20 protein-coding genes are annotated in these 26,037 nt (G+C 70.9%); 9 read left to right on the forward strand and 11 right to left on the reverse strand.

All coding sequences use genetic code 11. From position 1 onward, the window contains the following. The first annotated feature begins 33 nt into the window (after positions 1-33). The 8 genes from ACIRJT_RS18285 (at position 34) to ACIRJT_RS18320 (ending at position 10,650) form a co-directional block, all read left to right on the forward strand. Complete coding sequence (locus ACIRJT_RS18285; RefSeq protein WP_403910366.1) at positions 34-954, forward strand: carbohydrate ABC transporter permease; 921 nt, start codon at positions 34-36, stop codon at positions 952-954. Continuing rightward, positions 954-1,892, forward strand: coding sequence for a carbohydrate ABC transporter permease (locus ACIRJT_RS18290; protein ID WP_403910368.1), 939 nt, complete (start codon positions 954-956; stop codon positions 1,890-1,892). Before ACIRJT_RS18285 ends, ACIRJT_RS18290 begins: the two co-directional genes overlap by 1 nt. Positions 1,893-2,105: 213 nt before the next feature. After that, positions 2,106-3,305, forward strand: a complete 1,200-nt coding sequence (locus ACIRJT_RS18295) for an ROK family transcriptional regulator (RefSeq protein WP_329160985.1) — start codon at positions 2,106-2,108, stop codon at positions 3,303-3,305. 120 nt (positions 3,306-3,425) lie between these two features. Continuing rightward, positions 3,426-4,538 (forward strand): sugar ABC transporter substrate-binding protein, encoded by a 1,113-nt coding sequence (locus tag ACIRJT_RS18300; protein WP_403910370.1) that lies wholly within the window; start codon positions 3,426-3,428, stop codon positions 4,536-4,538. A 281-nt stretch (positions 4,539-4,819) separates the two neighbouring features. Further along, positions 4,820-5,608, forward strand: a complete 789-nt coding sequence (locus tag ACIRJT_RS18305) for an ATP-binding cassette domain-containing protein (RefSeq protein ID WP_403910372.1) — start codon at positions 4,820-4,822, stop codon at positions 5,606-5,608. Then, positions 5,605-6,918: a sugar ABC transporter permease gene (locus tag ACIRJT_RS18310; RefSeq protein ID WP_403910374.1), complete on the forward strand. Its 1,314-nt coding sequence runs from the start codon at positions 5,605-5,607 to the stop codon at positions 6,916-6,918. Before ACIRJT_RS18305 ends, ACIRJT_RS18310 begins: the two co-directional genes overlap by 4 nt. Before the next feature lie 163 nt (positions 6,919-7,081). After that, positions 7,082-8,995, forward strand: coding sequence for a 1-deoxy-D-xylulose-5-phosphate synthase (dxs, locus tag ACIRJT_RS18315; RefSeq protein ID WP_403910376.1), 1,914 nt, complete (start codon positions 7,082-7,084; stop codon positions 8,993-8,995). A 188-nt stretch (positions 8,996-9,183) separates the two neighbouring features. Further along, complete coding sequence (locus tag ACIRJT_RS18320) at positions 9,184-10,650, forward strand: amino acid permease (protein WP_403910591.1); 1,467 nt, start codon at positions 9,184-9,186, stop codon at positions 10,648-10,650. 22 nt (positions 10,651-10,672) lie between these two features. Here the strand turns inward: ACIRJT_RS18320 and ACIRJT_RS18325 are convergent, their stop codons facing one another. The 9 genes from ACIRJT_RS18325 to ACIRJT_RS18365 all read right to left on the reverse strand — a co-directional run bounded on the left by ACIRJT_RS18325 (position 10,673) and on the right by ACIRJT_RS18365 (position 20,856). Then, positions 10,673-12,823, reverse strand: a complete 2,151-nt coding sequence (locus tag ACIRJT_RS18325) for a prolyl oligopeptidase family protein (RefSeq protein ID WP_403910378.1) — start codon at positions 12,821-12,823, stop codon at positions 10,673-10,675. Then, positions 12,820-14,265 carry an MFS transporter gene (locus tag ACIRJT_RS18330; RefSeq protein WP_403910380.1) on the reverse strand — a complete coding sequence of 482 codons (1,446 nt, stop codon included), beginning with the start codon at positions 14,263-14,265 and terminating at the stop codon, positions 12,820-12,822. Before ACIRJT_RS18330 ends, ACIRJT_RS18325 begins: the two co-directional genes overlap by 4 nt. After that, complete coding sequence (locus ACIRJT_RS18335; protein WP_403910382.1) at positions 14,250-15,209, reverse strand: DUF6895 family protein; 960 nt, start codon at positions 15,207-15,209, stop codon at positions 14,250-14,252. The genes ACIRJT_RS18330 and ACIRJT_RS18335 overlap by 16 nt, the downstream gene beginning before the upstream one ends. Before the next feature lie 2 nt (positions 15,210-15,211). After that, positions 15,212-16,402, reverse strand: a complete 1,191-nt coding sequence (locus tag ACIRJT_RS18340) for a radical SAM protein (protein WP_403910384.1) — start codon at positions 16,400-16,402, stop codon at positions 15,212-15,214. Beyond that, positions 16,399-17,391 carry a DUF6895 family protein gene (locus ACIRJT_RS18345; protein WP_403910386.1) on the reverse strand — a complete coding sequence of 331 codons (993 nt, stop codon included), beginning with the start codon at positions 17,389-17,391 and terminating at the stop codon, positions 16,399-16,401. The genes ACIRJT_RS18340 and ACIRJT_RS18345 overlap by 4 nt, the downstream gene beginning before the upstream one ends. Next, complete coding sequence (locus tag ACIRJT_RS18350; RefSeq protein ID WP_403910387.1) at positions 17,366-18,562, reverse strand: glycosyltransferase; 1,197 nt, start codon at positions 18,560-18,562, stop codon at positions 17,366-17,368. Before ACIRJT_RS18350 ends, ACIRJT_RS18345 begins: the two co-directional genes overlap by 26 nt. Positions 18,563-18,876: 314 nt before the next feature. Continuing rightward, the gene (locus tag ACIRJT_RS18355; RefSeq protein WP_003965535.1) at positions 18,877-18,999 is read right to left on the reverse strand and encodes a hypothetical protein; all 123 of its coding nucleotides are present in this window, start codon (positions 18,997-18,999) and stop codon (positions 18,877-18,879) included. A 343-nt stretch (positions 19,000-19,342) separates the two neighbouring features. Then, on the reverse strand, positions 19,343-19,738 hold the full coding sequence (locus ACIRJT_RS18360) for an NTP pyrophosphohydrolase (RefSeq protein ID WP_403910389.1): 396 nt from the start codon (positions 19,736-19,738) through the stop codon (positions 19,343-19,345). A 38-nt stretch (positions 19,739-19,776) separates the two neighbouring features. After that, positions 19,777-20,856: an LCP family protein gene (locus ACIRJT_RS18365; RefSeq protein ID WP_403910391.1), complete on the reverse strand. Its 1,080-nt coding sequence runs from the start codon at positions 20,854-20,856 to the stop codon at positions 19,777-19,779. 338 nt (positions 20,857-21,194) lie between these two features. Here ACIRJT_RS18365 and ACIRJT_RS18370 point away from each other — a divergent pair, with 338 nt between their 5' ends. Next, positions 21,195-22,334, forward strand: a complete 1,140-nt coding sequence (locus tag ACIRJT_RS18370) for a hypothetical protein (RefSeq protein ID WP_403910393.1) — start codon at positions 21,195-21,197, stop codon at positions 22,332-22,334. A gap of 87 nt (positions 22,335-22,421) precedes the next feature. Here the strand turns inward: ACIRJT_RS18370 and ACIRJT_RS18375 are convergent, their stop codons facing one another. Continuing rightward, positions 22,422-24,428 (reverse strand): glycosyltransferase, encoded by a 2,007-nt coding sequence (locus ACIRJT_RS18375; protein ID WP_403910395.1) that lies wholly within the window; start codon positions 24,426-24,428, stop codon positions 22,422-22,424. Positions 24,429-24,462: 34 nt separating this feature from the next. Continuing rightward, positions 24,463-25,959 (reverse strand): SDR family NAD(P)-dependent oxidoreductase, encoded by a 1,497-nt coding sequence (locus tag ACIRJT_RS18380; protein ID WP_403910397.1) that lies wholly within the window; start codon positions 25,957-25,959, stop codon positions 24,463-24,465. Positions 25,960-26,037: the final 78 nt, after the last annotated feature.

Genomic DNA, 26,037 nt, shown 5'->3' on the forward strand with positions numbered 1-26,037 from the left:
GCGGGCAGCAGGGGAAGGTCGGAGTCGGTAACGATGCAACACGGTAAATACCGGTTCATAATCGGGTTCTTGGTGGTCCCGATGGCGTTGTACGTCATCTTCGTCATCTGGCCCTTCATCCAGTCCATCTACTACTCGTTCACGGACTGGACGGGGTTGAGTCCCGACTTCAAGATGGTCGGGTTCGACAACTACACCAAGATGCTCGATGACGACATCTTCTGGAAATCGCTGCAGCACAGCGTGCTGCTGGCCATTCTGCTGCCGCTGGTGACGCTGGGGCTCGCGCTCTTCTTCGCCTTCATGCTCAACGTGGGCGGGCGGCGCCGCAAGGGCGCCGCGATCGCCGGCGTACGGGGCTCCGGCTTCTACAAGATCGCGTACTTCTTCCCGCAGGTGCTGTCCATCGCGATCGTGGCCATCCTGTTCCAGTTCGCCTTCGACCCGGCCCAGGGCATGATCAACGGCACGCTCAAGGCCGTCGGCTTCGACGACGTGCCGACCTGGCTGGGCGATCCGCAGCTGGCCCTGTGGGTCATCATGGCGGTCCTCGTCTGGTGCACGACCGGCTTCTTCGTGGTGCTGTTCTCCGCGGGCATGGCCTCCATCCCCAAGGACTTCTACGAAGCCGCCCTGCTGGACGGGGCGAGCCGCTTCACGACCTTCTTCCGGATCACGCTGCCCCTGCTGTGGGACACGGTCCAGTCCGGCTGGGTCTACATGGGCATCCTGGCGCTCGGCGCCGAGGGCTTCGCGATCGTCCACATCATGAGCGTCGGTCCCGGCGGGCCCGACTACTCGACCACCGTCCTGCCGCTGTACGTGTACCAGTCGGCGTTCCGGGACGGACAGGCGGGCTACGCGACCACGATCGGTGTCGCCCTGCTCCTCGTGACGCTGGCGTTCGCCGCCATCGTCATGCGGGTGGGCCGACGCGAGCGGCTGGAGTTCTGATGAAGACCACTGACACCCCTCCCCCCGGCCCCTCCGACGCCGCGGCGACCAAGGTGCCGGCCCAGCGCACCGGGCCGGTGGGCAAGAGCCCCTCGGCCCCCGCGAAGAAGAGCGAGGGCCAGGTCCTCAACGTCTTCTCGCACGGGATGCTGATCCTGTGGGCGATCATGGTCGTCCTGCCGCTGTTCTGGGCGGTGATGTCCTCGTTCAAGACCGACGCGGACATCTTCAACACCCCGTGGTCACTGCCCGATTCGCTGAACTTCGACAGCTGGGGCCGGGCCTGGAGCCAGGCCCACATGAGCGAGTACTTCCTGAACACCATCCTGGTGGTGGGCGGGTCGCTCACGGGCACCCTGGTGCTCGGGTCCATGGCCGCCTATGTGCTCGCCCGCTTCGAGTTCCCGGGCAACCGCTTCATTTACTTCTTGTTCGTCGGCGGCATGAGCTTCCCGATCATGCTGGCGCTGGTCCCGCTGTTCTACGTCATGGACAACATGGGCCTGCTGAACACGATCCACGGCCTGATCCTCGTGTACATCGCGTACTCGCTGCCGTTCACCGTGTTCTTCCTGACCTCGTTCTTCCGTACGCTGCCGACCTCGGTGGCGGAGGCGTCGATCATCGACGGGGCCTCGCACACCCGCACGTTCTTCCAGGTCATGCTGCCGATGGCCAAGCCCGGCCTGATCAGCGTCGGCATCTTCAACTTCCTGGGGCAGTGGAACCAGTACATGCTGCCCACGGTGCTGAACACCGACCCGGAGAAGCGGGTACTGGCCCAGGGCCTGGTGGAGCTGGCCTCCAGCCAGGGCTACAAGGGCGACTACTCCGGTCTCTTCGCCGGCCTGGTGATCGCGATGCTGCCCGTGCTGGCGGCGTACATCATCTTCCAGCGCCAGGTCGTCTCCGGCCTGACGGCGGGCGCCCTGAAGTAGCCCTCCTCTCGCGCACGGCCCGGTGCCCCGGCGGAATCCCTCCGCCGGGGCACCGGGCCGTCGTGGTGTGCGCGTGCTCAGGTCTTGACGGGAGGTACCCCCGAACGGTCAGCTTAGAGTTCACATGTTGGAGGAAGCCGGGGTCTCATCGCTGCGGCCCCGGCCGGGGCGGTCCTCAAGGACCGCCCGCCAAGGGCAGGAGTGGATGAGTCGATGGAGACTCCCGGGTCGCAGACATCGCTGCACAGGGCCAATCTGGAGCGGGTCGTCCGCGCCGTACGGATGGCGGGATCGCTCACCCAGGCGGAGATCGCCCGGAGCACCGGGCTCTCCGCGGCCACCGTCTCCAATATCGTCCGGGAGTTGAAGGACGGCGGAACGGTCGAGGTCACTCCCACCTCGGCGGGCGGCAGGCGGGCCCGCAGCGTCTCGCTCAGCGGCGACGCGGGCATCGTCATCGGCGTCGACTTCGGCCATACGCATCTGCGCGTCGCCGTCGGCAACCTCGCCCACCAGGTGCTCGCCGAGGAGTCCGAGCCGCTGGACGTGGACGCCTCGTCCGCCGAGGGCTTCGACCGGGCGGAAGTGCTGGTCAAGCGGCTGATCGAGGCCACGGGGATCGGCCCGGACAAGGTGATCGGCATCGGTCTCGGCGTGCCGGGCCCCATCGACGTCGAGTCCGGCACCCTGGGCTCCACCTCGATCCTGCCGGGCTGGACGGGCATCAACCCCAGCGAGGAGCTCTCCGGCCGCCTCGGCGTGCCCGTGTACGTCGACAACGACGCCAATCTCGGGGCGCTGGGCGAGCTGGTCTGGGGGAGCGGGAGGGGCGTCAAGGACCTCGCGTACATCAAGGTCGCCAGCGGCGTCGGCGCCGGTCTGGTGATCGACGGGACCATCTACCGGGGCCCCGGCGGCACGGCCGGCGAGATCGGGCACATCACGCTCGACGAGTCGGGCCCGGTGTGCCGCTGCGGCAACCGCGGCTGCCTGGAGACCTTCACCGCCGCCCGCTACGTCCTGCCGCTGCTCCAGCCCAGCCACGGCCCCGGGCTCACCATGGAGCGGGTGGTCCAGCTGGCACGGGAGGGCGATCCGGGCTGCCGCCGGGTGATCGGCGACGTGGGCCGCCACATCGGCAGCGGCGTGGCCAACCTGTGCAATCTGCTCAACCCCAGCCGGGTCGTGCTCGGCGGCTCGCTCGCGGAGGCCGGGGAGCTGGTCCTGGGACCCATACGGGACTCCGTGTCGCGTTACGCGATCCCCAGCGCGGCCCGGCAGCTCTCGGTGCTGCCCGGCGCGCTCGGCGGGCGCGCCGAGGTGCTGGGCGCACTCGCCCTGGTGCTCAGCGAGATGGGGGATTCAACCCTTCTGGAGGGCACCCTCCCCGTGGCGACTCCTGCCTTCACTTAGATAACGAATGGCACCGTTGTCATCTCGTTAAGAATTTACTCCTTGACGCCGACGCTGCGGCCGAGTTGACTTCCAGCCACCTCGGCCGCAACGTCGCGGCCTCGTCAGGGAGGTTCGAGAATGAACACGCGTATGCGTCGTGCCGCCGTTGCCGTTGCCGCCACCACGATGGCGGTCTCGCTGGCCGCTTGCGGGAGCGCCAAGGAGTCCGGTGACAAGGCCGAACAGGGGTCGGAGAAGAAGGGCGACGACCTGAAGATAGGTCTGCTCCTTCCCGAGAACCAGACGGCCCGTTACGAGAAGTTCGACCGGCCGATCATCGAGAAGAAGATCAGCGAGTTGACCAACGGCAAGGCCGAGGTCACCTACAACAACGCCAAGCAGGACGCGACCACCCAGTCGCAGCAGATCGACACGATGATCACCAACAAGGTCGACGCGCTCATCATCGGCGCGGTGGACGCCAAGGCGATCGAGAACAGCGTCAAGAAGGCCAAGGACGCGGGCATCCCGGTCGTGGCCTTCGACCGCCTCGCCGAGGGCCCCATCGACGCCTACACCTCCTTCGACAACGAAGAGGTCGGCCGCGCACAGGGCACCGCCCTGCTGGAGGCCCTGGGCGACAAGGCCGACGGCGGCACGATCGTGATGATGAACGGCGCGATCACCGACCCGAACGCCGCCCTCTTCAAGAAGGGCGCCAAGTCGGTCCTCGACGGCAAGGTGAAGTACGGCAAGGAGTACGACACCAAGGAGTGGAAGCCGGAGAACGCCAACGCCAACATGGAAGCGGCGATCACCGCGCTCGGCAAGGACAAGATCGACGGCGTCTACTCCGCCAACGACGGCATGGCGGGTGGCATCATCACCGCCCTCAAGGGCGCAGGTCTCTCGCCGCTCCCGCCGGTCACCGGCCAGGACGCCGAACTGGCGGGCGTGCAGCGCATCGTCTCCGGTGAGCAGTTCATGAGCGTCTACAAGTCCTACCCCGCCGAGGGCATCGTCGCCGCGGAGATGGCCGTCGCCCTCGCCAAGGGCGAGAAGCTCGACTCCATCGCCACCTCCAAGGTCGACAACGCCAGCCAGAAGGGCATCCCGACGGTCCTCGTCCCGGTCGTCTCGCTGACCAAGGACAACATCAAGGACACCGTCATCAAGGACGCCATCTGGACGCTGGACGAGATCTGCTCGGCCAAGTACAAGGCCGCCTGCGACGAGATCGGTCTGAAGTAGGCCCCCGGGACCCGGCCCGCCCCCGAGCCGCCGGGTCCCGTCCGCCGCCGCGCCCGCCGCGATTCCCGCGAGGGCGCAGGCGGTCCCACCGCCCGCGCACGTGCCCGCCGCACCCCGGCCCGCACGCGCGCCACGAAGCCTGTCCGGCGCCCCGCACACCAACCGTCCCGCTACCGGGCGGGGCGTCGGACGGAACGCTTCACCCCCGTTTTCCCTCTGTGCTCGACACCGCCGCGCCTTCCCCCGGGCGCGGCATCCCCGCCGGTCAGGCGGCGAAGGAGATGGTTCATGTGTCCGCTACGCCCGTGTTGGCGTTGCGAGGGGTCTCCAAGCGCTTCGGTGCCGTCCAGGTACTCACCGATGTAGAGCTTGAGGTCCACGCCGGCGAGGTGGTCGCCCTGGTGGGCGACAACGGCGCCGGTAAATCAACGCTGGTCAAGACGATCGCCGGAGTGCACCCCATCGATGACGGCGTCATCGAGTGGGAGGGCAGGACCGTGCAGATCACCAAGCCGCACGACGCCCAGAACCTCGGCGTCGCGACCGTCTACCAAGACCTCGCGCTGTGCGACAACATCGATGTCGTCGGCAACCTCTACCTCGGCCGCGAACTGCGCAGGTTCGGCATCCTGGACGAGGTGGAGATGGAGCGCCGCTCCCGCGAGCTGCTGTCCACGCTCTCCATCCGCATCCCGAGCGTCCGCATCCCGATCGCCTCGCTCTCCGGCGGCCAGCGCCAGACGGTCGCGATCGCCCGGTCGATGCTCGGCGAGCCCCGGCTCGTCATCCTCGACGAGCCGACCGCGGCCCTCGGCGTCGAGCAGACCGCCCAGGTCCTCGACCTCGTCGAGCGACTGCGCGAGCGCGGCCACGCGGTCATCCTCATCAGCCACAACATGGCCGATGTGAAGGCCGTCGCCGACAAGGTCGCCGTGCTCCGGCTGGGCCGGAACAACGGTGTCTTCGATGTGAAGACCACCTCCCAGGAAGAGATCATCTCCGCCATCACCGGCGCCACGGAAAACGCCGTGACCCGACGTGCGGCGCGCAACGCGGAGGTTTCCAAGTGACCACCGACAAGTCCGCCACCTCACTGGACAAGGCCGGCACCCCGGCCGACGCGCCGCCGGTCGGCAACCCGGACGCGGCCGAGGGCGCCGCCACGGTGATCGACCCCCGCCTGCTCATCCGCGAACAGGGCCTCGGCGGCTACGTCACCGAGTTCAAGCGCAAGATCAGCGGCGGCGACCTGGGCTCGATCCCGGTGATCGTCGGCCTCGCGATCATCGCCATCGTCTTCCAGAGCATGAACTCCGAGTTCCTCTCCGCGAAGAACATCAGCGACATCGCCACCACGATGGTCGCCACCGGCATGATGGCCGTGGGCATCATCTTCGTCCTGCTGCTCGGCGAGATCGACCTCTCGGTCGGCTCCGTCTCCGGTGTCTCCGGCGCCCTCGTCGCGGTGCTCAGCGTCACCCAGGGCATGAACGAATGGCTGGCGATCCTCGTCGCCGTCGTCAGCGGCGCGGTCATGGGCGCGATCCACGGCTTCTTCTTCGCCCGGGTCGGGGCGCCCGCCTTCGCCGTCACCCTGGCGGGCCTGCTGTTCTGGCTCGGCTTCATGCTCCAGCTGCTCGGCGACTCCGGCACGATCAACCTGGACGGCGACGGGGTGGTCGGCAAGCTGACCACGTACTACTTCACCGACGTCGCCGCCGCCTACGGGCTCGCCGCCATCGCGGTCGTCGGCTACTTCGCCGCGGCCTTCCTGGACACCCGCCGCCGCGAGGCGGCCGGCATCCCGGCCCGCCCGCTCGCCGACATCCTCGTGCGCACCGCGGTCATCGCCGTGTTCGGCTTCGCCGCCGCGTACATGTTCAACCAGTACCGCGGCCTGCCGCTCGCCCTGGTCCTCTTCCTGATCGTCCTGGTCGGCACGGACTTCCTGCTCCGCCGTACGGCCTACGGGCGGAAGATCTTCGCGCTCGGCGGCAGCGTCGAGGCCTCCCGGCGGGCCGGCATCAACGTCACCGCGATCCGGGTCTCCGTCTTCTCCATCGCGGGCACCTTCGCGGCGATCGGAGGCTTGTTCTGGGCCTCCAAGATCGCGGCGGCCAACCAGGGCTCCGGCACCGGCGACCTCCTGATGAATGTCATCGCGGCGGCCGTCATCGGCGGTACCAGCCTCTTCGGCGGCCGGGGCCGCACCTGGAACGCGCTGCTCGGCGTCATGGTGATCGTCTCCATCCAGTACGGACTGTCGCTGGAAGGCATCGCCACCCCGATCCAGTACATGGTCACGGGCGCCGTGCTTCTCGCCACGGTCGTCATCGACTCCGTCACCCGGAGGACCCAGAAGACCGCGGGCCGCGCCTGACCGCACAACCGCGCAGGTGCCCGGCGCCCCCAGGGGTGCCGGGCACCTGCGCGTGTCCGGCATTCCGGGTTCGAACAGGGCCGCCCGATGCCCGCCGTCGCGAGCGGAACATTAGACTCATCGGATCGGCACGCTCGATCAGCTCAAACGCAAGGAGGCACGGGTGGATCTGCTGACCCGCATCAAGGGACCGCGCGACCTGGACCGGCTCAGCCTCGGTGAGCTGGACCAGCTCGCGGAGGAGATCCGCACCTTCCTCGTGGACGCGGTCTCCAAGACCGGCGGACACCTCGGCCCCAACCTCGGCGTCGTCGAGCTGACCATCGCCCTGCACCGGGTCTTCGAATCGCCCCGGGACAGGGTGCTCTGGGACACCGGCCACCAGAGCTACGTGCACAAGCTGCTCACCGGCCGCCAGGACTTCTCCCGGCTCAAGAGCAAGGGCGGCCTCTCCGGCTACCCCTCCCGTGCCGAGTCCGACCACGACGTCATCGAGAACAGCCACGCCTCCGGGGTCCTCGGCTGGGCCGACGGCCTCGCCAAGGCCAACGAGGTCCTGAAGAAGGACGACCACGTCGTCGCGGTCATCGGTGACGGCGCGCTCACCGGCGGTATGGCCTGGGAGGCGCTGAACAACATCGCCGCCGCCAAGGACCGCCCCCTCGTCATCGTCGTCAACGACAACGAGCGCTCCTACGCCCCGACCATCGGCGGCCTGGCCAACCACCTCGCCACGCTCCGTACGACCGACGGTTACGAACGGTTCCTGGCCCGCGGCAAGGACATCCTGGAGCGCACCCCCGTCGTCGGCCGCCCGCTGTACGAGACCCTGCACGGCGCCAAGAAGGGCCTCAAGGACTTCATCGCCCCGCAGGGCATGTTCGAGGACCTCGGCCTGAAGTACGTCGGTCCGATCGACGGCCACGACATCGAGGCCCTGGAATCCGCGCTCCAGCGCGCCAAGCGTTTCGGCGGCCCGGTCATCGTGCACTGCCTCACCGAGAAGGGCCGCGGCTACACCCCCGCCCTCCAGGACGAGGCCGACCGCTTCCACGCGGTGGGCAAGATCCACCCGGACACCGGTCTGCCGATCTCCACCTCCGGCCTCGACTGGACCTCCGTCTTCGGCGAGGAGATGGTCAAGCTCGGCGAGGAGCGCGAGGACATCGTCGCCATCACCGCGGCCATGCTCCAGCCGGTCGGCCTCGGCAAGTTCGAGGCCGCCTTCCCGGACCGGATCTACGACGTCGGCATCGCCGAACAGCACGGCGCCGCCTCCGCGGCCGGCCTCGCCACCGGCGGACTCCACCCGGTCTTCGCGGTCTACGCCACCTTCCTCAACCGCGCCTTCGACCAGGTCCTGATGGACGTCGCCCTGCACAAGTGCGGCGTGACCTTCGTCCTGGACCGGGCCGGCATCACCGGCACGGACGGCGCCTCGCACAACGGCATGTGGGACATGTCGATCCTCCAGTGCGTGCCCACCCTCCGGATCGCCGCCCCGCGCGACGCCGACCAGGTCCGCGCCCAGCTGCGCGAGGCCGTCGCCGTCGACGACGCGCCCACCGTGGTCCGCTTCTCCAAGGGCGCGGTCGGCCCCGCCGTCAAGGCGGTCGGCAGGGTCGGAGGCATGGACATCCTGCGCGAGCCGAAGTCCGTCCGTCCGGACGTCCTGATCGTCTCCGTCGGCGCGCTCGCCCCGATGTGCCTGGAGATCGCCGACCTGCTGGACGCCCAGGGCATCTCCAGCACCGTCGTCGACCCCCGCTGGGTCAAGCCCGTCGACGAGGCGCTCGCCCCGCTCGCCGAGCGCCACCGCGTCGTCGTCACGGTCGAGGACAACAGTCGCGCCGGAGGCGTCGGCTCCGCCGTCGCCCAGGCCCTGCGCGACGCCGGGGTCGACGTACCCCTGCGCGACTTCGGCATCCCGCCGGTCTTCCTCGACCACGCCTCGCGCGGCGAGGTCATGGCCGAGATCGGACTGACCGCGCCGGACATCGCCCGGCAGGTCACCGGCCTGGTCGCCAAGCTCGACGGCCGCTTCGAGAGCCGTGCGGTGGAGCCCGCCCGCGACTGACGCAACCACTCCGTACGGCCGATGGGCCGGGAGAACCGCCCCTGTACGGGTGGTTCTCCCGGCCCATTCGCATGAAACGGGCCAGATGGCGCGTTCACGTGCGGCGGGGTCCCCATCATGGCGTTCACAACGAATGCGTGGAGGTATCGCAGGTGAGCGCGCAGGTCACACCACCCCGCGGAAACGGCTTGTTCCGCACCAAGTCCGTCGAACAGTCGATCCGTGACACCGAGGAGCCGGAACACGCGCTCAAGAAGTCCCTCTCCGCCCTGGACCTGACGGTCTTCGGCGTCGGCGTCATCATCGGCACCGGCATCTTCGTCCTCACCGGACAGGTCGCCAAGGAGACGGCGGGCCCCGCCACCGCCATCGCGTTCGCCGTGGCCGGCGTCGTGTGCGCGCTGGCCGCGCTCTGCTACGCCGAATTCGCCTCCACCGTCCCGGTCGCCGGCTCCGCCTACACCTTCGCGTACGCCGCGCTGGGCGAACTGGTGGCCTGGATCATCGGCTGGGACCTGGTGCTGGAGTTCGCGCTGGGCACCGCGGTGGTCGCGGTCGGCTGGTCCGGCTACGTCCGCTCGCTGATGGACAACGTCGACTGGACGATGCCCGAGGTGCTCTCGGGCACGGACGTGGCGGAAGGTTTCGGCTTCGACATCCTGGCCTTCGCCCTGGTACTGGTGCTGACCGTCATCCTCGTCGTCGGCATGAAGCTGTCCGCCCGGGTCACCTCCGTCGTGGTGGCGATCAAGGTCGCGGTGGTCCTCATGGTGATCATCGCGGGCCTGTTCTTCATCAAGGCCGAGAACTACAAGCCCTTCATCCCGCCGGCCGAGAAGCAGCCCGCGGGCTCCGGCTGGGACGCGCCGCTCGTCCAGCTCCTGTTCGGCTACGAACCGACGAACTTCGGCGTGATGGGCATCTTCACCGCCGCCTCCATCGTCTTCTTCGCCTTCATCGGCTTCGACGTGGTGGCCACCGCCGCCGAGGAGACCAAGCTGCCCCAGCGCGACATGCCGCGCGGCATCCTCGGCTCGCTCATCATCTGCACGGTGCTCTACGTGGCGGTCTCCATCGTGGTTACCGGCATGCAGAACTACCGCGAACTCTCCGTCAGCGCCCCGCTCGCCGACGCCTTCAAGGCCACCGGGCACCCCTTCTACGCCGGGCTGATCAGCTTCGGCGCGGCGGTCGGTCTCACCACGGTCTGCATGATCCTGCTGCTCGGCCAGACCCGGGTCTTCTTCGCGATGAGCCGCGACGGCCTGCTCCCGCGCTTCTTCTCCAAGACGCATCCGCGCTTCCACACGCCCTACCGCCCGACGATCCTGCTCGGCGTGCTGATCGCGATCATCGCCGGGTTCACGAGCATCGAGGAGCTGGCCACCCTGGTGAACATCGGCACGCTCTTCGCGTTCGTCATCGTCGCCCTCGGCGTCCTGGTCCTGCGCCGCACCCAGCCGAACCTGCCCCGCGCGTTCCGTACCCCGTGGGTGCCGGTGCTCCCGATCGCCTCGGTGGCCGCCTCGGTCTGGCTGATGCTCAACCTGCCGGTGGAGACCTGGGTCCGCTTCGGCGCCTGGATGGTCCTCGGGGTGATCATCTACTTCGTGTACGGGCGCTCCCACAGCCGTATGGCCAAGGAGGGCCGCTGACGTCCGTGCCGGGCCCGGGGCCTCACGGAGCGGCCCCGCCCGGCGCCCGCAGCCCCACCTGCCCGGCCAGGAACGCCAGGCACTCGGCCTCCAGCGCCAACACGCGCGAGACAGCGCGGGCGCCGTGCCCGACGCCGCGTTCCAGCCGCAGCAGGACCGGCCCTGCCCCGGACGTGGCGTGTTGCAGGGCGGCGCACATCTTGCGCGCGTGGAGCGGGTCGGTCCGGGTGTCGCCGTCCGAGGCGGCCAGCAGCACCGCCGGGTAGCTGACGCCGGGCGTGACGCGGTGGTACGGGGAGTAGCCCAGCAGCGTCCGCGCCTGGGCGGGGTCGCGCACACTGCCGTACTCGGGCACCCAGCTGGGCCCCAACCCCGACGCCTCGAAGCGGACCATGTCCAGGAGCGGGACGCGGCACACCGCGGCGGCGTACTTCTCGGGCTCCTGGGTCAGGGCCGCGCCGACCAGCAGCCCGCCGTTGGAGGAACCCATGACGGCGACCCGGCCCTCCTCGGCCCAGCCCGCCGCCAGCAGGTGGTCGGAGGCGGCGGCGAAGTCGTCGAAGGTGTTCTGCTTGTCGGCCCCGCTGCCGGCGAGGTGCCACTCCTCGCCCTCCTCGCCGCCTCCGCGCAGCCCCGCCCAGGCGAAGACGCCGCCCGCCCTGACCCAGGCGAGGACCTGGGGCCGGTACCGGGGCGACATGATCTGGCCGAAGCCGCCGTATCCGGTGAGCAGGGCCGGGCGCGGCACGTCCGGACGGCCGGTGGGGGAGATCACGAACATCCGTACCGTCGTCCCGTCCCGGGACGGGAAGGCGACCTGCCGGGTGATCGCCCCCTCGGCCTCGGGCGCGTGCCTGGCGCCGTGCTCCCAGCGCGTCGCGCGGCACGTCCGCCCGTCGAAGCGGAGGACGCGCGTCGGCGTCACGAAGTCGGTGTAGGTGAACCAGGCCTCGTGGCTACCGGCCGGCCCGGACGCGAAGCCGTCGACGGTGCCGCTGCCCGGCAGCGGCACCGAGGCCACCTGCCTGCCGTCCGTCAGATCGTGCACGGTCACCTCCGCCACCGTGTGGCGGGTCCATCCGGCCAGGCCGAGCGGGTGGTCGAGCTCGGGTCCCGAGACCACCGCGAAGTGGGTGAGGACCGCGTCGGGACGTCCCGCGACCACCTCCCGCCACGCCTCGGGGCCCCGGTGGAGCGCGTCCGGCGGGCACGCGACGACGTGGCCGCGAGCGGCGCCGTGGTCGGTGCGCAGCCACACCGGGTCCCGCGGACCGGTGCCGGGCGCCACGTGCAGATGGGTGGCGGCCGGGGTGTTCTCCTGGACGGGCACCAGCAGCGGCCGTTCCAGTGGTCCCGCGGTCAGGTCGGCCAGGTAGAGGTCGGTGCGGCGGCCGGTGCCGAGCGTGGCCCTGATCCCGAGCCAGCGGCCGTCGGCGGACCCGGAGACACTGTAGAACTGGGTCCTGTCCCGGCCCTCGCCGAAGACCAGGGCGTCCGTGCCGGGCGCGGTCCCGACCCGGTGCAGCCAGACCCGGCGATGGTACTGCTCCTCGCCGGGGTTCAGCCGCGGGTCCAGCCGCCGGACGTAGTAGAACGCCCCGCCGCCGGGCAACCAGGCGACCGACGACCTCCGCACCCGGTCCACCGGCCCGTCGACGACCTTCCCGGTCGCCACGTCGATCACCTGGAGCCGCGAGTCCTCGGTGCCGTCCCGGGAGATCTGAAAGGCCAGCAGATCGCCCTCCAGGGACGGCTGCCAGGCGTCGAGCGCGGTGCGCCCGGAAGGATCGAGGAGCTGGGGGTCCAGCAGCACCCGCCCGGTTTCCGCCCCCGTGTCAGCCTCGGGCTCCGCCACCATGAGCACGGGATGCTCCTGGCCCGCGTCCTGCCGCAGCCAGAAGGTCCTGCCGCCGCGGACCCTGGGCGGTGCCGCGCGATCGACGGCGTTGAGCGCCGCCACCTCCGCCTCCCAGCGCTCCCGGCCGGGCCAGGAAGCCCGCTCCGCCGCGTAGAGGGTCTCCTGCTCGGCGTCCCAGCGGATCACCTCGTCCGCCTTCGCGTCCTCCAGCCAGCGGTACGGGTCGGGGACGGGCACCCCGTGCACGTCATCCACGACGTCCTGCCGGGCCGTGCGGGGGTACTCGTGTGGTGCCGGTCGGGCGGCGGAGGTCACTCGGTGCTCCCTCGTCGTGGTGGGGCGGTGCCTCGGACAGCGGCGGCGCGAGTGGCCGGCACCTCGGCCGGTCCGGCGGGCGCACCGGGCGTTTCCTCCCCGGCCGGTCCTCCGCCGGGTCCGCCGTCCTCGGCGGTCTCGGGGTCGGGCAGGGCGCCGCGGGCGTAGAGGCCGGACAGCAGGATGCACAGCCCGGCCACGGCGATGATCGTGTCGATGGGGCCGAACCGCAGGCCCGCCACCGAGCCGTCGAAGTCCCGCAGCAGGGTGCCGGCGAGCCAGCCGGACAGCGCCGCCGCGACCATCGCCGCCAGTTGTGTCATCGGCTGGAACACGGCGATCACCCGCCCGCGGTACTCGGCGGACGCCGCCGAGAGCAACAGCGGGGCCATCGCGGTGTTCAGCACGGTGAGGGGAATGGTGAACAGGACGAGCAGGACGATGCCACCGACGAACCCGGTCTGCCGGGAATAGGCGACCAGCAGGGCGCCGCTGACCAGCAGGCTGACCCACGTCGTCCGCCGCGCCCCGATCCACTGCACCACCCGGCCGGCGCACAGCGCGCCGACGATGCCGCCCACCCCGATGGCCATGCCGACGTAGCCGAAGAGTTTGGCCGACATGCCCAGGTTCTCGGTCGTGAAGAAGATGTTGAGCGTGTTCAGCGCGCCGACGCCGAACTGGCCGATCACGGCGAAGACCAGCAGCGCCACCAGGAACTTGCTGCGCCCGAAGAAGCGGAGGCCCGCCACGAACTCCCGCAGCACGCCGGACCGGTGACCGGCGGCCTTCCCCGTGCCGCTCCCGTCGACCGGTGCCTTCTCGGCGGGGGCCGCCCGGACCGAGGCGATGGCGACGTACGACACCAGGTAGGAGAGCGCGTTGAAGAGCATGGCCCACTGCACGCCCAGCGTGAAGAACAGCGGCGCCGCGAGCGGCGGGCCGACGATCAGCGCCGTCTGACTGGTCGCCTGCGTGATGCCGGCCGCCCTGGCGCGGTCGGCGTCCCCGGTCACCAGGTCCGCGATGATGGTGAAGCGGGCCGGTGCGAAGAACCGGGCGGCCGCGTGCAGGAGCAGCACGGTGCCGTAGACGAGAGTGAGCCACACCCCGGCCGGCAGTGCGTCGGCCGGCAGGAAGGAGACGACGGCCAGCAGGGCCACCAGCCCGCCGCGCAGCACTTCGGTACCGAGCATCGTGCGGCGTTTGTCCCAGCGGTCGACGAAGACGCCCGCGATCGGACCGACGACGAGCACGGCGGTGCCGCCCGCCACCAGGACGCCGCTCACCGCTGCCGGGGCCCAGCTCTCGTCCTTCGCGAGCACGGTGGCCACCCACAGCATCAGGGTGGTGCTGAAGACCATGTCCCCGATGGACGAGACGGCCTGTCCGAACCAGAGCCGTGTGAAGTCGGGGCTGATGAGGGTCAGCCGTGGTGCCATGACGGCCTCCCCGAGGAGAGGACCAGTGTCATGAGAGCGGTCACCAGGGTCGTGTGATAGGCCTTCCGGAAGAATTCCCCGGCCGGCGCCGACGCGGACGCCATGAGCGCGGCCGACCGCCCGGGAATCGCCCCGTCGGACCGCTGGGCCCGCACCAGACACTCCACGGCCGCGGCCCCCGAAGGGGTGCGCAGCGGCTCAAGACCCAAGATGAACTGCGTGATGACGAGTTCGGCGGCCAGGTCCCACCGGTCCTGCCGGACGCAGTGGTCCAGCATCCTGCGGACCAGGTTCCGCGCGTGTGCCAGGGCGTCCCCGGCCAGACCGGTCGCGGTCCGCCCGTAGTCGCCGAGGAAGAACGCGGCGTGGGTGAGGGAGTACCCCTCGGAGTCGGTGAGCGGTGCCACGTCCCCCGCCGCCACGTCCTCCTTCTCCGCGCTCCCCGGCACCGGGGACGCCAGGGTGACGAGCGGGCTCTGTCCGACGAGTTCGGCGTACGGCTCCATGGTGTGGTCCGCACCCGCCTTGTCCGCGTAGAAGCGGATCTCCATGCGCTTGAGCGGCGACTTGCCGGCCGGCGCGAGGAAGCCGGGAGAGAGCCGTCCGAGCGTGGCCCGGCACACCGTGTCGTCGATCCCGTCGGGAGCCAGCGCGGCGTAGGCCAGTCCGTAGGTGGGGGCGGAAGGGGGGTGGGTGTCGAAGAGCCGCGGGAACTCCGGGCGCTGCCAGAGTTTCCGCAGCAGGGCGGTCGCCCCGTCCAGCCGCTCGTCGTGGGCTCCGCCGGCCCGCGCTGAGCAGTGGCACAGCAGCGCCAGTTCCAGTACGGCCTTGGCCTGCCGGTGCGCCGGCGTCCCCGCGTCGGCCGCGAACGGGTCGAAGTGGTCCAGGTTCGCTCCCAACCAGTCGAGCGTGCCGGCGGAGAGCTGGTCGAGAGATGACGGCATGGCTACAGGCGCTCCGTCTCGTCGAGGTAGTCGAGCAGGGTGGCGTCCACGTCGTCGCGGAACCGCGTGAGGACGCGGGCGTCCTCGTCGTAGCGGTAGAGGTCCTCGCAGGAGATCCAGCGGTCGCGGGTCGCCTCCGCGGGCCGGTATCCGTCGGCCACCGTGCCGACCTCCCAGTCGGGTTTGCCCGCGGTCTCCCAGCAGCTGGCCAGGGTCCCGTCCGCGCTGATCACCGCGCCGTAGCGGCCTTCGGTGTGGCCGCAGGTGAGGCAGGGCCGTCGCGCGCCCGGACGGCTCACCCTGAAGCCGAGTTCCAGCGCCCGACGCTGCCACCGGGTGAAGTAGGCGGAGAGCTCGCCCGTGTGCAGCAGGTCGTTGGCGTATCCGATGCCCACGTCGCCGACCCGGGCGAAGTACAGGGCGCACCGGGAGGGGTCCAGTTCCGCCGCGAGCCGGTCGACGAGCGCGTCGACGCCGTCGAAGGTCTCCTGGGAGACGTTGACCCGCAGGGTCCACCGGATCGGCGTGACCTCGCTCGCCGCGACGATGTTGCGGACGATCTTGTCGTAAGTGCCGCCGTTGTCGGCCCTGTTGACCCGGATACGGTCATGGTCGGCGCGGTCGCCGTCGAAGGTGACCTGGACGGAGTCGAGCCCGAGGCCGGAGAGCTGCCGTGCGAGCCGCGGGCTGAGCAGTGTGGCGTTGGAGATCATCCAGGCCGACGTCATCCCGATGCCCGCAGCCCGCTCCAGCAGCTCCAGGCAGCCGCGCGGGTTGAGCAGGGGCTCTCCGCCGAACAGGAGGATCCGCAGCCTGTCCAGTTCGGCCGCGGCCATCTGCCGCTCGGTGAACCCGAGGATCGAGGTGATGGTCTCCGAGGTGAGTCGGGTCCGGGCGATCCTGGGCGGACGGCTGCCGTCCGTGGCGTCCTGGGCGGTGTTCTGGAAGCAGTATCCGCAGCCCAGGTTGCAGTTGGTGCTGGTGAGGACGGTCAGCGCGTACGAGCGGACCGGCGGGGCGGCGAACATGCCGCGCTCGCGCAGCCGGAGCTCGGTGCCGGGCCGCAGGTCCCCTTCGGGGGTGACGTGCCGGCCGCCGAGGCGGACGACCCCGCCCCGGCCGAGGAACCACCAGTTGCGCTTGCCCTCGAGGAGGCGCGCTCCGTCCGGGAGTTGGACCTGTTGCAGGCTCATCGCGTCCTCCGAGCTGTGGGTGATGCCGTGACCGGAACGGGGCGGGGGCGGCGGGCGTTGGCGAGCAGCAGCGTCGTCAGCGCCGTGACGAGCGTCGGCTGATAGGCCCACCGGAAGTACTGCTGAGGAGGGGCGGACGCCGGGGCCCGTCCCCGGGCCCTCTTGCCGGGTAGCGAACCGTCCGGCGACCGGGCCCCCGCGAGCATCCCGAGGGCCGCCGTCCCCGAAGGCGTTCGCAGCGGATCCGAGCCCAGGCAGTGCTGGGCGAGCAGCAGCTTGGCCGCGTACTCCCACGCGTCCTCGCGCACGCAGTGGTCGGTGAGCCGCTCCACCACGCGCGAGGCCCGCTCCCGGGCCTCCGCGTCCAGGCCGGTGTCGCGGAAGCCGTAGTCGGAGAGGTAGAACACGGTGTCCGTCACCTGGCAGACGTCCAGTTCGGCCACCGGCACGCCCTCGGCGCGCGCCAGTGCGCTGCATGCGTACAGCTCCTCGTACGAAGCCAGTCCGTGCCCGAGGCCGGCGAGTTCGGCGTAGAACCTGGTTCCCAGGTGGAGGTAGGGCGACTTGCGGCGTGGTGTCAGATAGCCGTCGGCGGACAGCCGGTCGAGCACACCGCGTCGGGCGTCGGTGACGGTCCCGGCCGGTGCCAACGCAGCCCATACCAGACCGAACGGCCGCGCACTGTCGGGGGAATGGGTGAGCAGGCGCGGGAAGTCCGGCTGCCGCCATGCGTGTTCCACTACCGCGAGCACGGGCCTCAGCGCGATGTCGTCCGGCGCGGCCTTGTGCCAGCAGCGGCAGAGCAGCGCGAGTTGCAGGAGAGCCTTCACCCTCGGCGTCACGGGCAGTTCGGCGCGGCCGGCCGGGGAGCCGAGACGGCCCGCGTGGAGCCCCAGCCACCGCCCCGTATCCGCTGCCAGGGTCGAGACGGTATCCTCGGCGGCGGCTGTCCCGCCGTCCGCGTCAGGGGCTGACGTTCGCGTAGTCATGGTCCTCCTTCGGGGTCACGGAGTGCTGGGCCACCCGCTCGACGACATCGGCCGCCCGGGCTGCGCCGTCCACCGCGGCCAGCCTCCGGCCGAGGGCCCGGGCGCGGCCTCGCAGGGCCTCGTCCCGCCAGGCCGAGTCGAGCAGCGTCGGCCAGTTGGACGGCGCGGATTTCGGCAGGTGAACGCCCACGCCGGCGCGCATGCAGGCACCGGTGAGCAGCGGCTGCTCGGAGCCGTTGGGCGAGGCCGCGAGGGGGCGGCCGCGCAGCAGGGCGGCCAGTACGGGGGCGGAGGTGCCACTGGTCAGCACCAGGTCGGCCAGGTCGATCAGCGGGCCCATCCACGGCTTGCGCACCGTCAGGATGTCCGCGCCCGGGGCGGGTTCGGGGCTCGGGGAGCGGCCCTGCTCGACCACGGCCTGGAACCGGCCGCCGGTGAAGGTCTCGTTGAGGTGGGGCCACCGGCTGCCGCCCTCGAACACGCGCCCGAGGTGCACGTACACCACGGGCTTCCCGGCCCGCGCCACCCGGTCCCTGACCGCGTCGACCTCGCCCGGTCCGGGCGTCGGCTCCCAGCGCAGCGGCCCCACGTGCACGACCCGGGCGGGCAGTTCGGCGCCGGGGTACTCCAGCGCCGGGTCGCCGCGCAGCAGAAGGGCGTCGCCCGGCAGCGGGTCGTCCCCCCACCGGGACCCACGTGCCGGCAGCCCGGCCTGTTCCCGCACGTCGGCGTACTGCTGACGCATCTCGCGGGTCCGGTTCCACCGTGGTCTGCCGAGCGGCGGCTCGTCGTCCCCGCCGGCCCGGTAGTCCCACAGGTGGACCGAGAGCCCGACCACCACCACGGGAAGGCCGAGCACTTCGGCCGCGAGCAGGGTGCCGTGGCACAGCACGGAGGTGATCAGCAGGTCGGCCCGGTCCGCGCGGGCGGCGCGCACGGTCGCCCGGTACTGAGCCATGGCGGAGCTTCCCCACCACGCGACGGAGAACGCGCGCCGTTCGCCGAAGTCCTCCGCCGCCGCGAACGGCAGGCCGGCGTCGGCCGCGACCGAGGCTGCGCCGGACCGGCCCAGCACGCTGACGTCATGGCCGCGCCGCCGGAGTTCACGACCGGCCGCGACCGTCGGGTAGAGGTAACCGCCGTCGCTGAGCGGACACAGCAGGATCCTCACGACACCCCCCGGCGGGGACGCGCCGACCGGATGCCGGACGACGCGTGCGAAAGCGGAGCGGCCGGTGCCGGGAGGTCCCCCACCACGTGGCCCGGGGCGCGGTGCGGGCGCCGGCGCTGTACCGGTAGGGCGGCGGGGGTCACTCGGTGCTCCCTCGGGGCGTGGCGGGCGGTGGCGGTCCTGAACGGGCGGGAGGACCGGCAGGGGGCGGGCGTGTGACGCCGGCGGGCCTGACGGCGGCCGGGCCTCCGTCGCTCGGAACGATCAGTCCGAGCGTCGGAGGCCCGCGCCGTGCACAGGACTCGACGGGCGAGTTACTGCAGCATGTCGCTGTTGTTGGTGAGGCAGTTGCCCGCCTCGTCCTCGCCGTCCTCGCTGTGCGCGACGACCTCGAACTCCTCGGACTCGGTCGGCTCCTGGCTCTGGTTCTCAGGCATGTTCTTCTCCTCTGTCGACGGTGTCGGTTGCACCGGCTGAGAAGGAACGTACGGATGCGTGGTATGGAAACGCCTGATCGCCGACCCGACGGTGGTATACGGCCCATGGCACGGGGGCGGGCAGCATCGGAATCCGGTGCGGCGGGCCAGGGTGTCCCGCTCGGATCGTGCCGGGCTCGGCGCACGCCGGTGCACGGCCGGAAGGCCGCGAGGAGAGGTCGGGCGTGGTGGGTTCGGACGGCCGCGCGGGACGAGGGCGGCCGCGCCCCCGGGCCGGAGGCAGCGGCCTCGGAAGGTACGGGCCGAGGCCGAGGCCTGAGGAAGCCCGGCGTCCGGGGGAGCGCTACGCGTCCGGCGACGGCCGTACCGTACGGGGCCCCACGCAGCGTGCCCCGTACGCCTCGACCCGCTGCCGCAGTCCGCGGTCGGCGGTGACGACGACGCAGCCCCGGTCGGGCGCGGCCCCGGCCGCCAGCTCGGCGATCAGGTCGTCGCCGCTGCCGGGGGCCGGCTCGACCCGGACCCCGGCCACGGAGGCGACGCCCCGGGCCGCCCCTTCCACGACGAGCACCAGCTCGACGGGGCCGGGCAGCCCCGGCAGCCCGGCCGCCGCGTACGGGACCAGCGCGTCGCGCAGCCGGGTCGCCGCCCCGCGCCGGTCCCGCCACCATCCGTCGGGCACGGAACCGACCACGTTGGCGGCGTCCACGATCACCAGCACCGCATCGTCCTCGCTCATCCCGGCAGGGTGTCACGAGGGCGCGGCGCGACGGTTCGTCAGCCCCCGGTGGCGGGGGACTTCTTCGCTTCCTCGGGGATCGTGGTGTCCTCGCGGATGGCCTTCCACAGCTGACCCGCCTGCGGCTCGGCCGCGATCACCCGGGCCTTGTCGATCTTGTCGTACGCCACCGGCAGCATGATCGTCTCCATCGAGGCCGGGTCGACGCCGTTCATCGAGCGGGCGAACTCCGCCAGCGAGGTGAGCGAGGCGAGCCCCGAGTCGGTGGTGAGCGACTTGGTGGCCGACTTGGCGATCTTGTACGAGTTCGCCGGACTGCCCAGCAGATCCTGCGACTTGACCTCGCTCAGCAGGGCCATCATGAACTGCTGCTGGAGCCCGATGCGGCCGAGGTCGCTGCCGTCGCCGATGCCGTGCCGGGTCCGGACGTACGCCAGGGACTCGGTGCCGTTCAGCTTCTGGGGGCCCGCGGTGAGGCTCAGCCCGGAAGCCTTGTCCTCGATGTCCTGCGGTACGTCGACGGTGACTCCGCCGATGGCGTCGACCAGGTCCTTGAACCCGGCGAAGTTGATCTCCAGGTAGTGGTCGATGCGGACGCCGGACATCTTCTCCACCGTCTTCACCACACAGGCCGGACCGACCTGCGCGTAGACGGAGTTGAACATGACGCGTTCCTTGGCGGACACGGTGGATCCGTTGTCCCCGACGCACTCGGGCCGGGTCACCAGGGTGTCGCGCGGGATGGAGACGGCGACGGCCTTCGACCGGCCCTCGGGTATGTGCACCACCATCGCGGTGTCGGAGCGCGCACCACTGACGCCCCCGCCGCCGCCCAGCTCCTTGTTCTCCGCCCCGGCACGCGAGTCCGAGCCCAGGACCAGCAGATTCTGCCCGCTGGTGGGCAGCTTCTCCGGGCGGTCATCGCCGAGCGCCTTGTCGATGTCGACGCCCTTGATGTTGCCGTCGAGCTGGCTGTAGAGCCAGTACGCGGTGCCCCCGGCGGCGAGCAGGAGGACGAGCAGGACAGTGAGCGTGATCTTGAGTCCGCGGCGGCGCTTGGGGGGCTTGGCCGAGCGTCGGGAGGCGCGTGGGCCCGGAGGCATGACGTCGTTGCTCATCCTGCAGGAGTCCCTTGTTCTCTTGGCCCGGAAGGGCGGTGTGGAGTGGGGGACTCGGGTGGGGCCGGTCCACGCGCGTGGGGGGCTGAGCGTGCACTATAGACAGATTTTCGAATGTTGTGTAATTCTTCACGCGCTCTTCGGGTCCCGTACACGTCCGTCACTCGTGGCGCGATGTCGCCGTGGACTCCCCGCCACGTTGTCGTGCCGGGGGAGCGCTGCACCGCGGGCCGAACAGAGATTCTATGATGGGTGCGTATCGGTCTGCCGCCTGTCGGGACGCCAACGCGTTGTCCGGGGCGGGGCCGAGGAACTTCTGGGAAGGACGACCTCACGTCATGCCGGTCAGATCCAAGCGCGCTGCCCGGAGAGGGGCCCCGCACCCGGGTGCCGAGGACCACGACGCCCGCGCACAGCACGACGCTCCCGCATCCCTCCGTGCCCGCTCCACCGCCGGCGGCCGGTGGCTCGTCCTGGGCAAGGACGGCAGACTCACCGCCTACGCCCCGGCCGCGCAGGGACTCCTGCGCTGGACGGAGGAGTCCCCCGGCGGACCCCGGTGGACCGGCCCGGTGCTCATTCCGGCTCCGCATCTCACGCAGCTGTCCGTGGCCCAGGGCGCGGACGGTTTCGTGCACTTCGTCGGCCGCCGCGCCGTCGAGGGGGACCGCGGCCAGGCCGTCGACCTGGTGAGCGCCACCCAGTTCCAGTCCGGCCGGCCCCTCACCGAGTGGCGGTCGTTCGGGAACCAGCACAAGGAACCCGAGAAGGCCGCGCGCATCGGCGTCCCGGCCGCCGCGGTGGGTCAGTCCGGTGCGCTCCACGTCTTCGTACGGAACGCGAACGGCAGTCTGGTCATGCGGCGTGAGACCGCCGCCGGCGGCTGGCAGGGATGGCAGGACCTGAAGGTCGGAAGGGTCCGGGACGGAGCGGCCGCGGCCGCCACCTCGACCGGCCGCGTCGAGCTGGTCGCCCCCGGGGACGGTCTGACGATGCGCTGGACCCAGAGCGAGCCCGGCGGCGCCTTCCGGCGTGAACAGGACATCCCGTTCGGCCATGCGGCCGGAAGCGCCGTCGCACTGGAGACCGCGCCGGAACGGATGACGTTCTACTGGGTGGACGAGGGCACGGGAGGCGTCGTGGCGTACCGTCCGGGCACCTGGGCCATTTCCCTGGGCGGCTCGGCCTCGAACGACCCGGTGGCGGCCCTGCGCGCCGTGCTCGACGGCTACGACTGCACGGTGCTCGCCCACCGCGGTCACGACGGGCAGGTCATGCTGGCGGCCTGCGGTACGGAGAACGAGGGCGGCGGCGTGTGGTGGTCGCCCACCGGGGAGAGCTGCGCGGGCGGTCCCGCGCTCGCGCACGACGTGTACGGGCGTGTGGTGCTGGCCCTGATCGGCGAGGACGGGGCCCTGCACGTCGCCCGTCAGCGGCGCGAGCCCGGCCTCGCCCTGGAGCCCTCCGTACGGGTGTGAGACGGCGACGGCGGGAGCACCCTCGGGGCGCTCCCGCCGTTCGTGTCCCCGGGCCCGGGACCGGCCCCGGGCCTCTGCCCCACGGGCTCAGGTGAGGAGCTTCAGCCCGATCGACAGGTAGTTGCTGTCCGTGTAGTACGGGTGGAATCGCACCGACCGGCCCTGCGGCGTGGCGACGACCCGCTGGGGGAAGACGTTCACGGGCTTCCGCTGCACGATGTCGTCGGCGAAGCGGCCGATCCGCAGCCGGTGCGCCGTCCCCGAGACCGTCAGATTCGCCGGGATGCTCAGGGAGAGGTCCCAGATGGTGTCGAGCTCGATCATGCGGTCGCCGTACTGCAGGAGATCGATGGTGAAGCTGGCGCCACCGTTCGAGAACGCGCAGGGAATCGTGAAGAACGACTCCTTGTTCTTCCGGCTCTGCGCGATGATGTGCGCGCCGTGCCCGTCGGCGTCGACCTGCGGACCGCCCTGCGCGGCGGAGACCCCCAGGGCGAACATCTGTACGTTGAGATAGGAGCCCGCCGTCTCGATCCCGAGGACCTCCGCGTGCGCGGGAAGCTCGCGGGAGACGATCTGGAGGTACCCGCCGTCGGGCGAGCGCGTGAACGACCGGAAGCGCACCGGGGAGGAACTCGCCCCGGAGATGAGCGAGTTCGCGGACTGCTGGAGTTCCTTGACCTTGATCCGGCGCATCACTCCGTCGTCCTCGCGGCGCAGCAGGACGTTCCAGGTCCCGGCCGCCAGCCGGAGCTGCCCGGGGATGGCCGCGTAGTGCCCGTTGGCCGTCTGCTCCGCGGGGCCCGTCATCAGGGCCTGCCTGCCGTCCGTCGCGTTCACGCACAGGACGGTGAACCGGTGGCCGGTGGCCCGGGTCGGGTCGACGACGAGTTCCAGGTCTCCCGAGGAGGTGGCCCGGCAGAGCGCCTCGGGGCGGTAGTCGCGGGCCGTGAGCAGCCTGGCGAGGTACGACTCGTACGTGATGGCCTGCGACTCGTTGCTGTAACTGCGGGCCTTCTCGACGGCGTTGGCGCCCATCTGCGCCCGTGTCTCGGCGTCGCCCATGAGCCAGTCGAGGTTCTTGGCGAACGTCTCCGCGTCACCCACGGGGGACAGCACGCCGTCCACACCGTCGGAGATGATCTCGGAAGGGCCGTGAGGGCCGGCGGTGCTGAGCACCGGGACGCCACAGGTCATGGCTTCCACGATCGTCAGTCCGAAGGTCTCGTCGGTCGAGGTCGAGGTGTGCAGCGCCGACTTGGCCAGCTCCTCGCGCAGGTGCTTCGTGTGCCCCATGAGGAGGATGCGCTCACTCGCGCCCATGTCGTCGATCTGCTTGCGGAGCTTCGGCTTCTCCGCACCGCTTCCGTAGACGCGCAGGGTCCAGTCGGGGTACTTCGCGCCGAGCCGCCCGAACGCGTCGATGAGGAGGTCGAACCGCTTCCAGTCGACCATCCGGCCCGACGCGGTGACGATGCGCGACTCACGTACGTCGGACCGCATGAACGTGCTCGTGACCGCGTTGGGAACGGCGTGGAAGTCGGTGCCGACCGCGCCGTAGGCGTCCCGGTGCGTCTGGGCGTCCTTCGACGTCACCGTGACGAAGCCGTCCAGCTGCGGGATGGCGAGGTCCAGCATCTGCCGCGAGGCGCGGCTCTGGTGGTGGTAGTGCGTGTGCGCCTGGCCCAGCGTGACGTATCTGCCGGTGCCCAGGGCGGCCACGAGCGCGATGGCGCTGGGCGCGGTGGCGATGACGACGTCGGCGTCGGCGCTCTTCAGGTACTCGGCGGCGCGCTCGTCCATGAGGCGGCTGTAGCGGTTCTTGTCGTCGGGCTTCCACCCGGCGCCGGGGCAGCGCTCGGTGGCGACCTGGTGCAGCGGATGGGTGAGATCCGGCGAGCCGTCACGGGTGTCGATGAGAGTGCGCAGCGAGATGCCCGGGTCGAACCGCAGCGGCGGGGTGTCGTGGTACTGGAACGTGCTCACCAGCTCGACCTCGTGCTGCCGGGCGGCGAGGGAGTTGGCGAGGGTCTGTGTGGCGACGGACGTACCGGCCTGCCCGTACGCGCTGTACATCAGGAATGCGATTTTCACAGGTCCCCCTGGATCAGTGGCCGTGCGGCGCGGCTCAGTCGGTCTGGCTCTCGGTGTGGTTCAGGACCTGCGAGAGCGCGGATTCGAAGGCGGAGTCGGGCGCCGACGTCGGGTCCTGCCGCCGTACGTCGATCACATGGCCCGTCATCGCGGACAGGAGCACGTCGAGCGAGCTGCGCGCGACCTCCTCGGACGAGAGCAGGGAACCCTCCGGCTCCTGCCCGAACGCCTTGGTCCGCATCGGGGTCGCGGTGCGCTCCGGGTTCACGCAGTTGACCCGGATGCCGTCCTCGGCCCACTCGTCCGACAGGGCCTGGGTGAGGTTGACCATGGCGGCCTTGGTGGAGGAGTAGAGGCTGTACTCGGCGCGGCCGCGCGTATAGCTGCTGGAGGTGAAGAGCAGCAGCTGGCCGCTGCTCTCGGCCAGGTACTTGTACGAGGTGCGGGCGATGTTGACGGGCGCGAGGTAGTTGACCTCCATCGCCTCGCGGACCGTGGCGTTGTCGGCCTGGTCGAGCCGGCCGATGCGCAGCACGCCCGCCGTGTTGACGACGAAGTCGATCCGGCCGGTCTCGGCGTACGCCGTGGCGAAGGCCTCGTCCACGTGATCGGGGTTCTCGACGTGGGTGCCGGTCGTGGAGCGCCCGAGGGCGTAGACGTTCGCCCCGTACTCCCGCGCTATCCGGGCGATGTCGCCGCCGATCCCGTACGAGCCGCCGAAGACGAGCATGGTCCGGCCCGCCAGCCGGTCCCGGTAGAACTCCTCGCCGCTGTGCGCCGGAGCCGTCGTGGAGGCGAGCTGGAACAGCTTGTCGGCGATGAAGACGTCGACGGGCTGGGTCACCTTCATGTTGTACTCGTCGCCGGCCACCACATGGACGGGGACGTCGGGCAGGTACTTCACGACGACCGAGCAGTCGTCGGTCGCCTGGAAGAAGGGGTCCGCGGCGGCATGTTCGTACGCGGTGCGGATGGTGGAGAGCCTGAAACCCTGCGGGGTCTGCCCGCGCCGGAGCCGGGCGCGGTCGGGCACCTCGGTGATGAACTCCCCGTCGTCCCCGTGCGTCCGGGTGACGATCACGGTGTCGGCCGACGGGATGGCCACGTCCACGGCGCTGTAACGCTCCAGCGCGGCCACGCACTCCTTGACCACACGCTGGGACAGCATCGGGCGCACGGCGTCGTGGAACAGCAGGTTGCAGTCCTCGTCGGCGCCGGACCGCCCGGCCACCGCGGCGATCGCGATGTTCGTCGTCTCGCTGCGGGTACCACCCCCGGCCAGTACCGCGGAGACCTTGCGCAGCCCCGCCCCGGCGACGATCTTCTCGGCCTCGGCCACATGGCTCGGCGTCATCAGCACGATGACGTCGTCGATGTCCGGCGCGCTCTCGAAGACCCGCAGGGTGTGCTCCAGGATGGGCCTCCCCGCGATCTTCAGGAGCTGCTTCGGGATGGCGAGCCCGATGCGCTGCCCGGTGCCACCGGCGAGGACGACGGCGACGGTGCGGCGACGGGGGGCGAGCGTGGTCAAGTGGAGCCTGCTTCCTGTCGAGGGTGAGGATGGAGAAGGGGCCCGGACGCGGAGCGTCCGGGCGAAGCGGAGTGCGTG

It is taken from the genome of Streptomyces sp. NPDC102283 (genome assembly GCF_044766265.1).
Lineage (GTDB): Bacteria > Actinomycetota > Actinomycetes > Streptomycetales > Streptomycetaceae > Streptomyces.

Bases quoted from the DNA above. Each gene is read 5' to 3' on its own strand.
- ACIRJT_RS18340 (WP_403910384.1), bottom strand. From the start codon at position 16,402: ATGAGCCTGCAACAGGTCCAACTCCCGGACGGAGCGCGCCTCCTCGAG.
- ACIRJT_RS18295 (WP_329160985.1), top strand. From the start codon at position 2,106: ATGGAGACTCCCGGGTCGCAGACATCGCTGCACAGGGCCAATCTGGAG.
- ACIRJT_RS18335 (WP_403910382.1), bottom strand. From the start codon at position 15,209: ATGCCGTCATCTCTCGACCAGCTCTCCGCCGGCACGCTCGACTGGTTG.
- ACIRJT_RS18300 (WP_403910370.1), top strand. From the start codon at position 3,426: ATGAACACGCGTATGCGTCGTGCCGCCGTTGCCGTTGCCGCCACCACG.
- ACIRJT_RS18370 (WP_403910393.1), top strand. From the start codon at position 21,195: ATGCCGGTCAGATCCAAGCGCGCTGCCCGGAGAGGGGCCCCGCACCCG.
- ACIRJT_RS18345 (WP_403910386.1), bottom strand. From the start codon at position 17,391: ATGACTACGCGAACGTCAGCCCCTGACGCGGACGGCGGGACAGCCGCC.
- ACIRJT_RS18355 (WP_003965535.1), bottom strand. From the start codon at position 18,999: ATGCCTGAGAACCAGAGCCAGGAGCCGACCGAGTCCGAGGAGTTCGAG.
- ACIRJT_RS18285 (WP_403910366.1), top strand. From the start codon at position 34: ATGCAACACGGTAAATACCGGTTCATAATCGGGTTCTTGGTGGTCCCG.
- ACIRJT_RS18360 (WP_403910389.1), bottom strand. From the start codon at position 19,738: ATGAGCGAGGACGATGCGGTGCTGGTGATCGTGGACGCCGCCAACGTG.
- ACIRJT_RS18290 (WP_403910368.1), top strand. From the start codon at position 954: ATGAAGACCACTGACACCCCTCCCCCCGGCCCCTCCGACGCCGCGGCG.
- ACIRJT_RS18330 (WP_403910380.1), bottom strand. From the start codon at position 14,265: ATGGCACCACGGCTGACCCTCATCAGCCCCGACTTCACACGGCTCTGG.
- ACIRJT_RS18305 (WP_403910372.1), top strand. From the start codon at position 4,820: ATGGTTCATGTGTCCGCTACGCCCGTGTTGGCGTTGCGAGGGGTCTCC.
- ACIRJT_RS18365 (WP_403910391.1), bottom strand. From the start codon at position 20,856: ATGAGCAACGACGTCATGCCTCCGGGCCCACGCGCCTCCCGACGCTCG.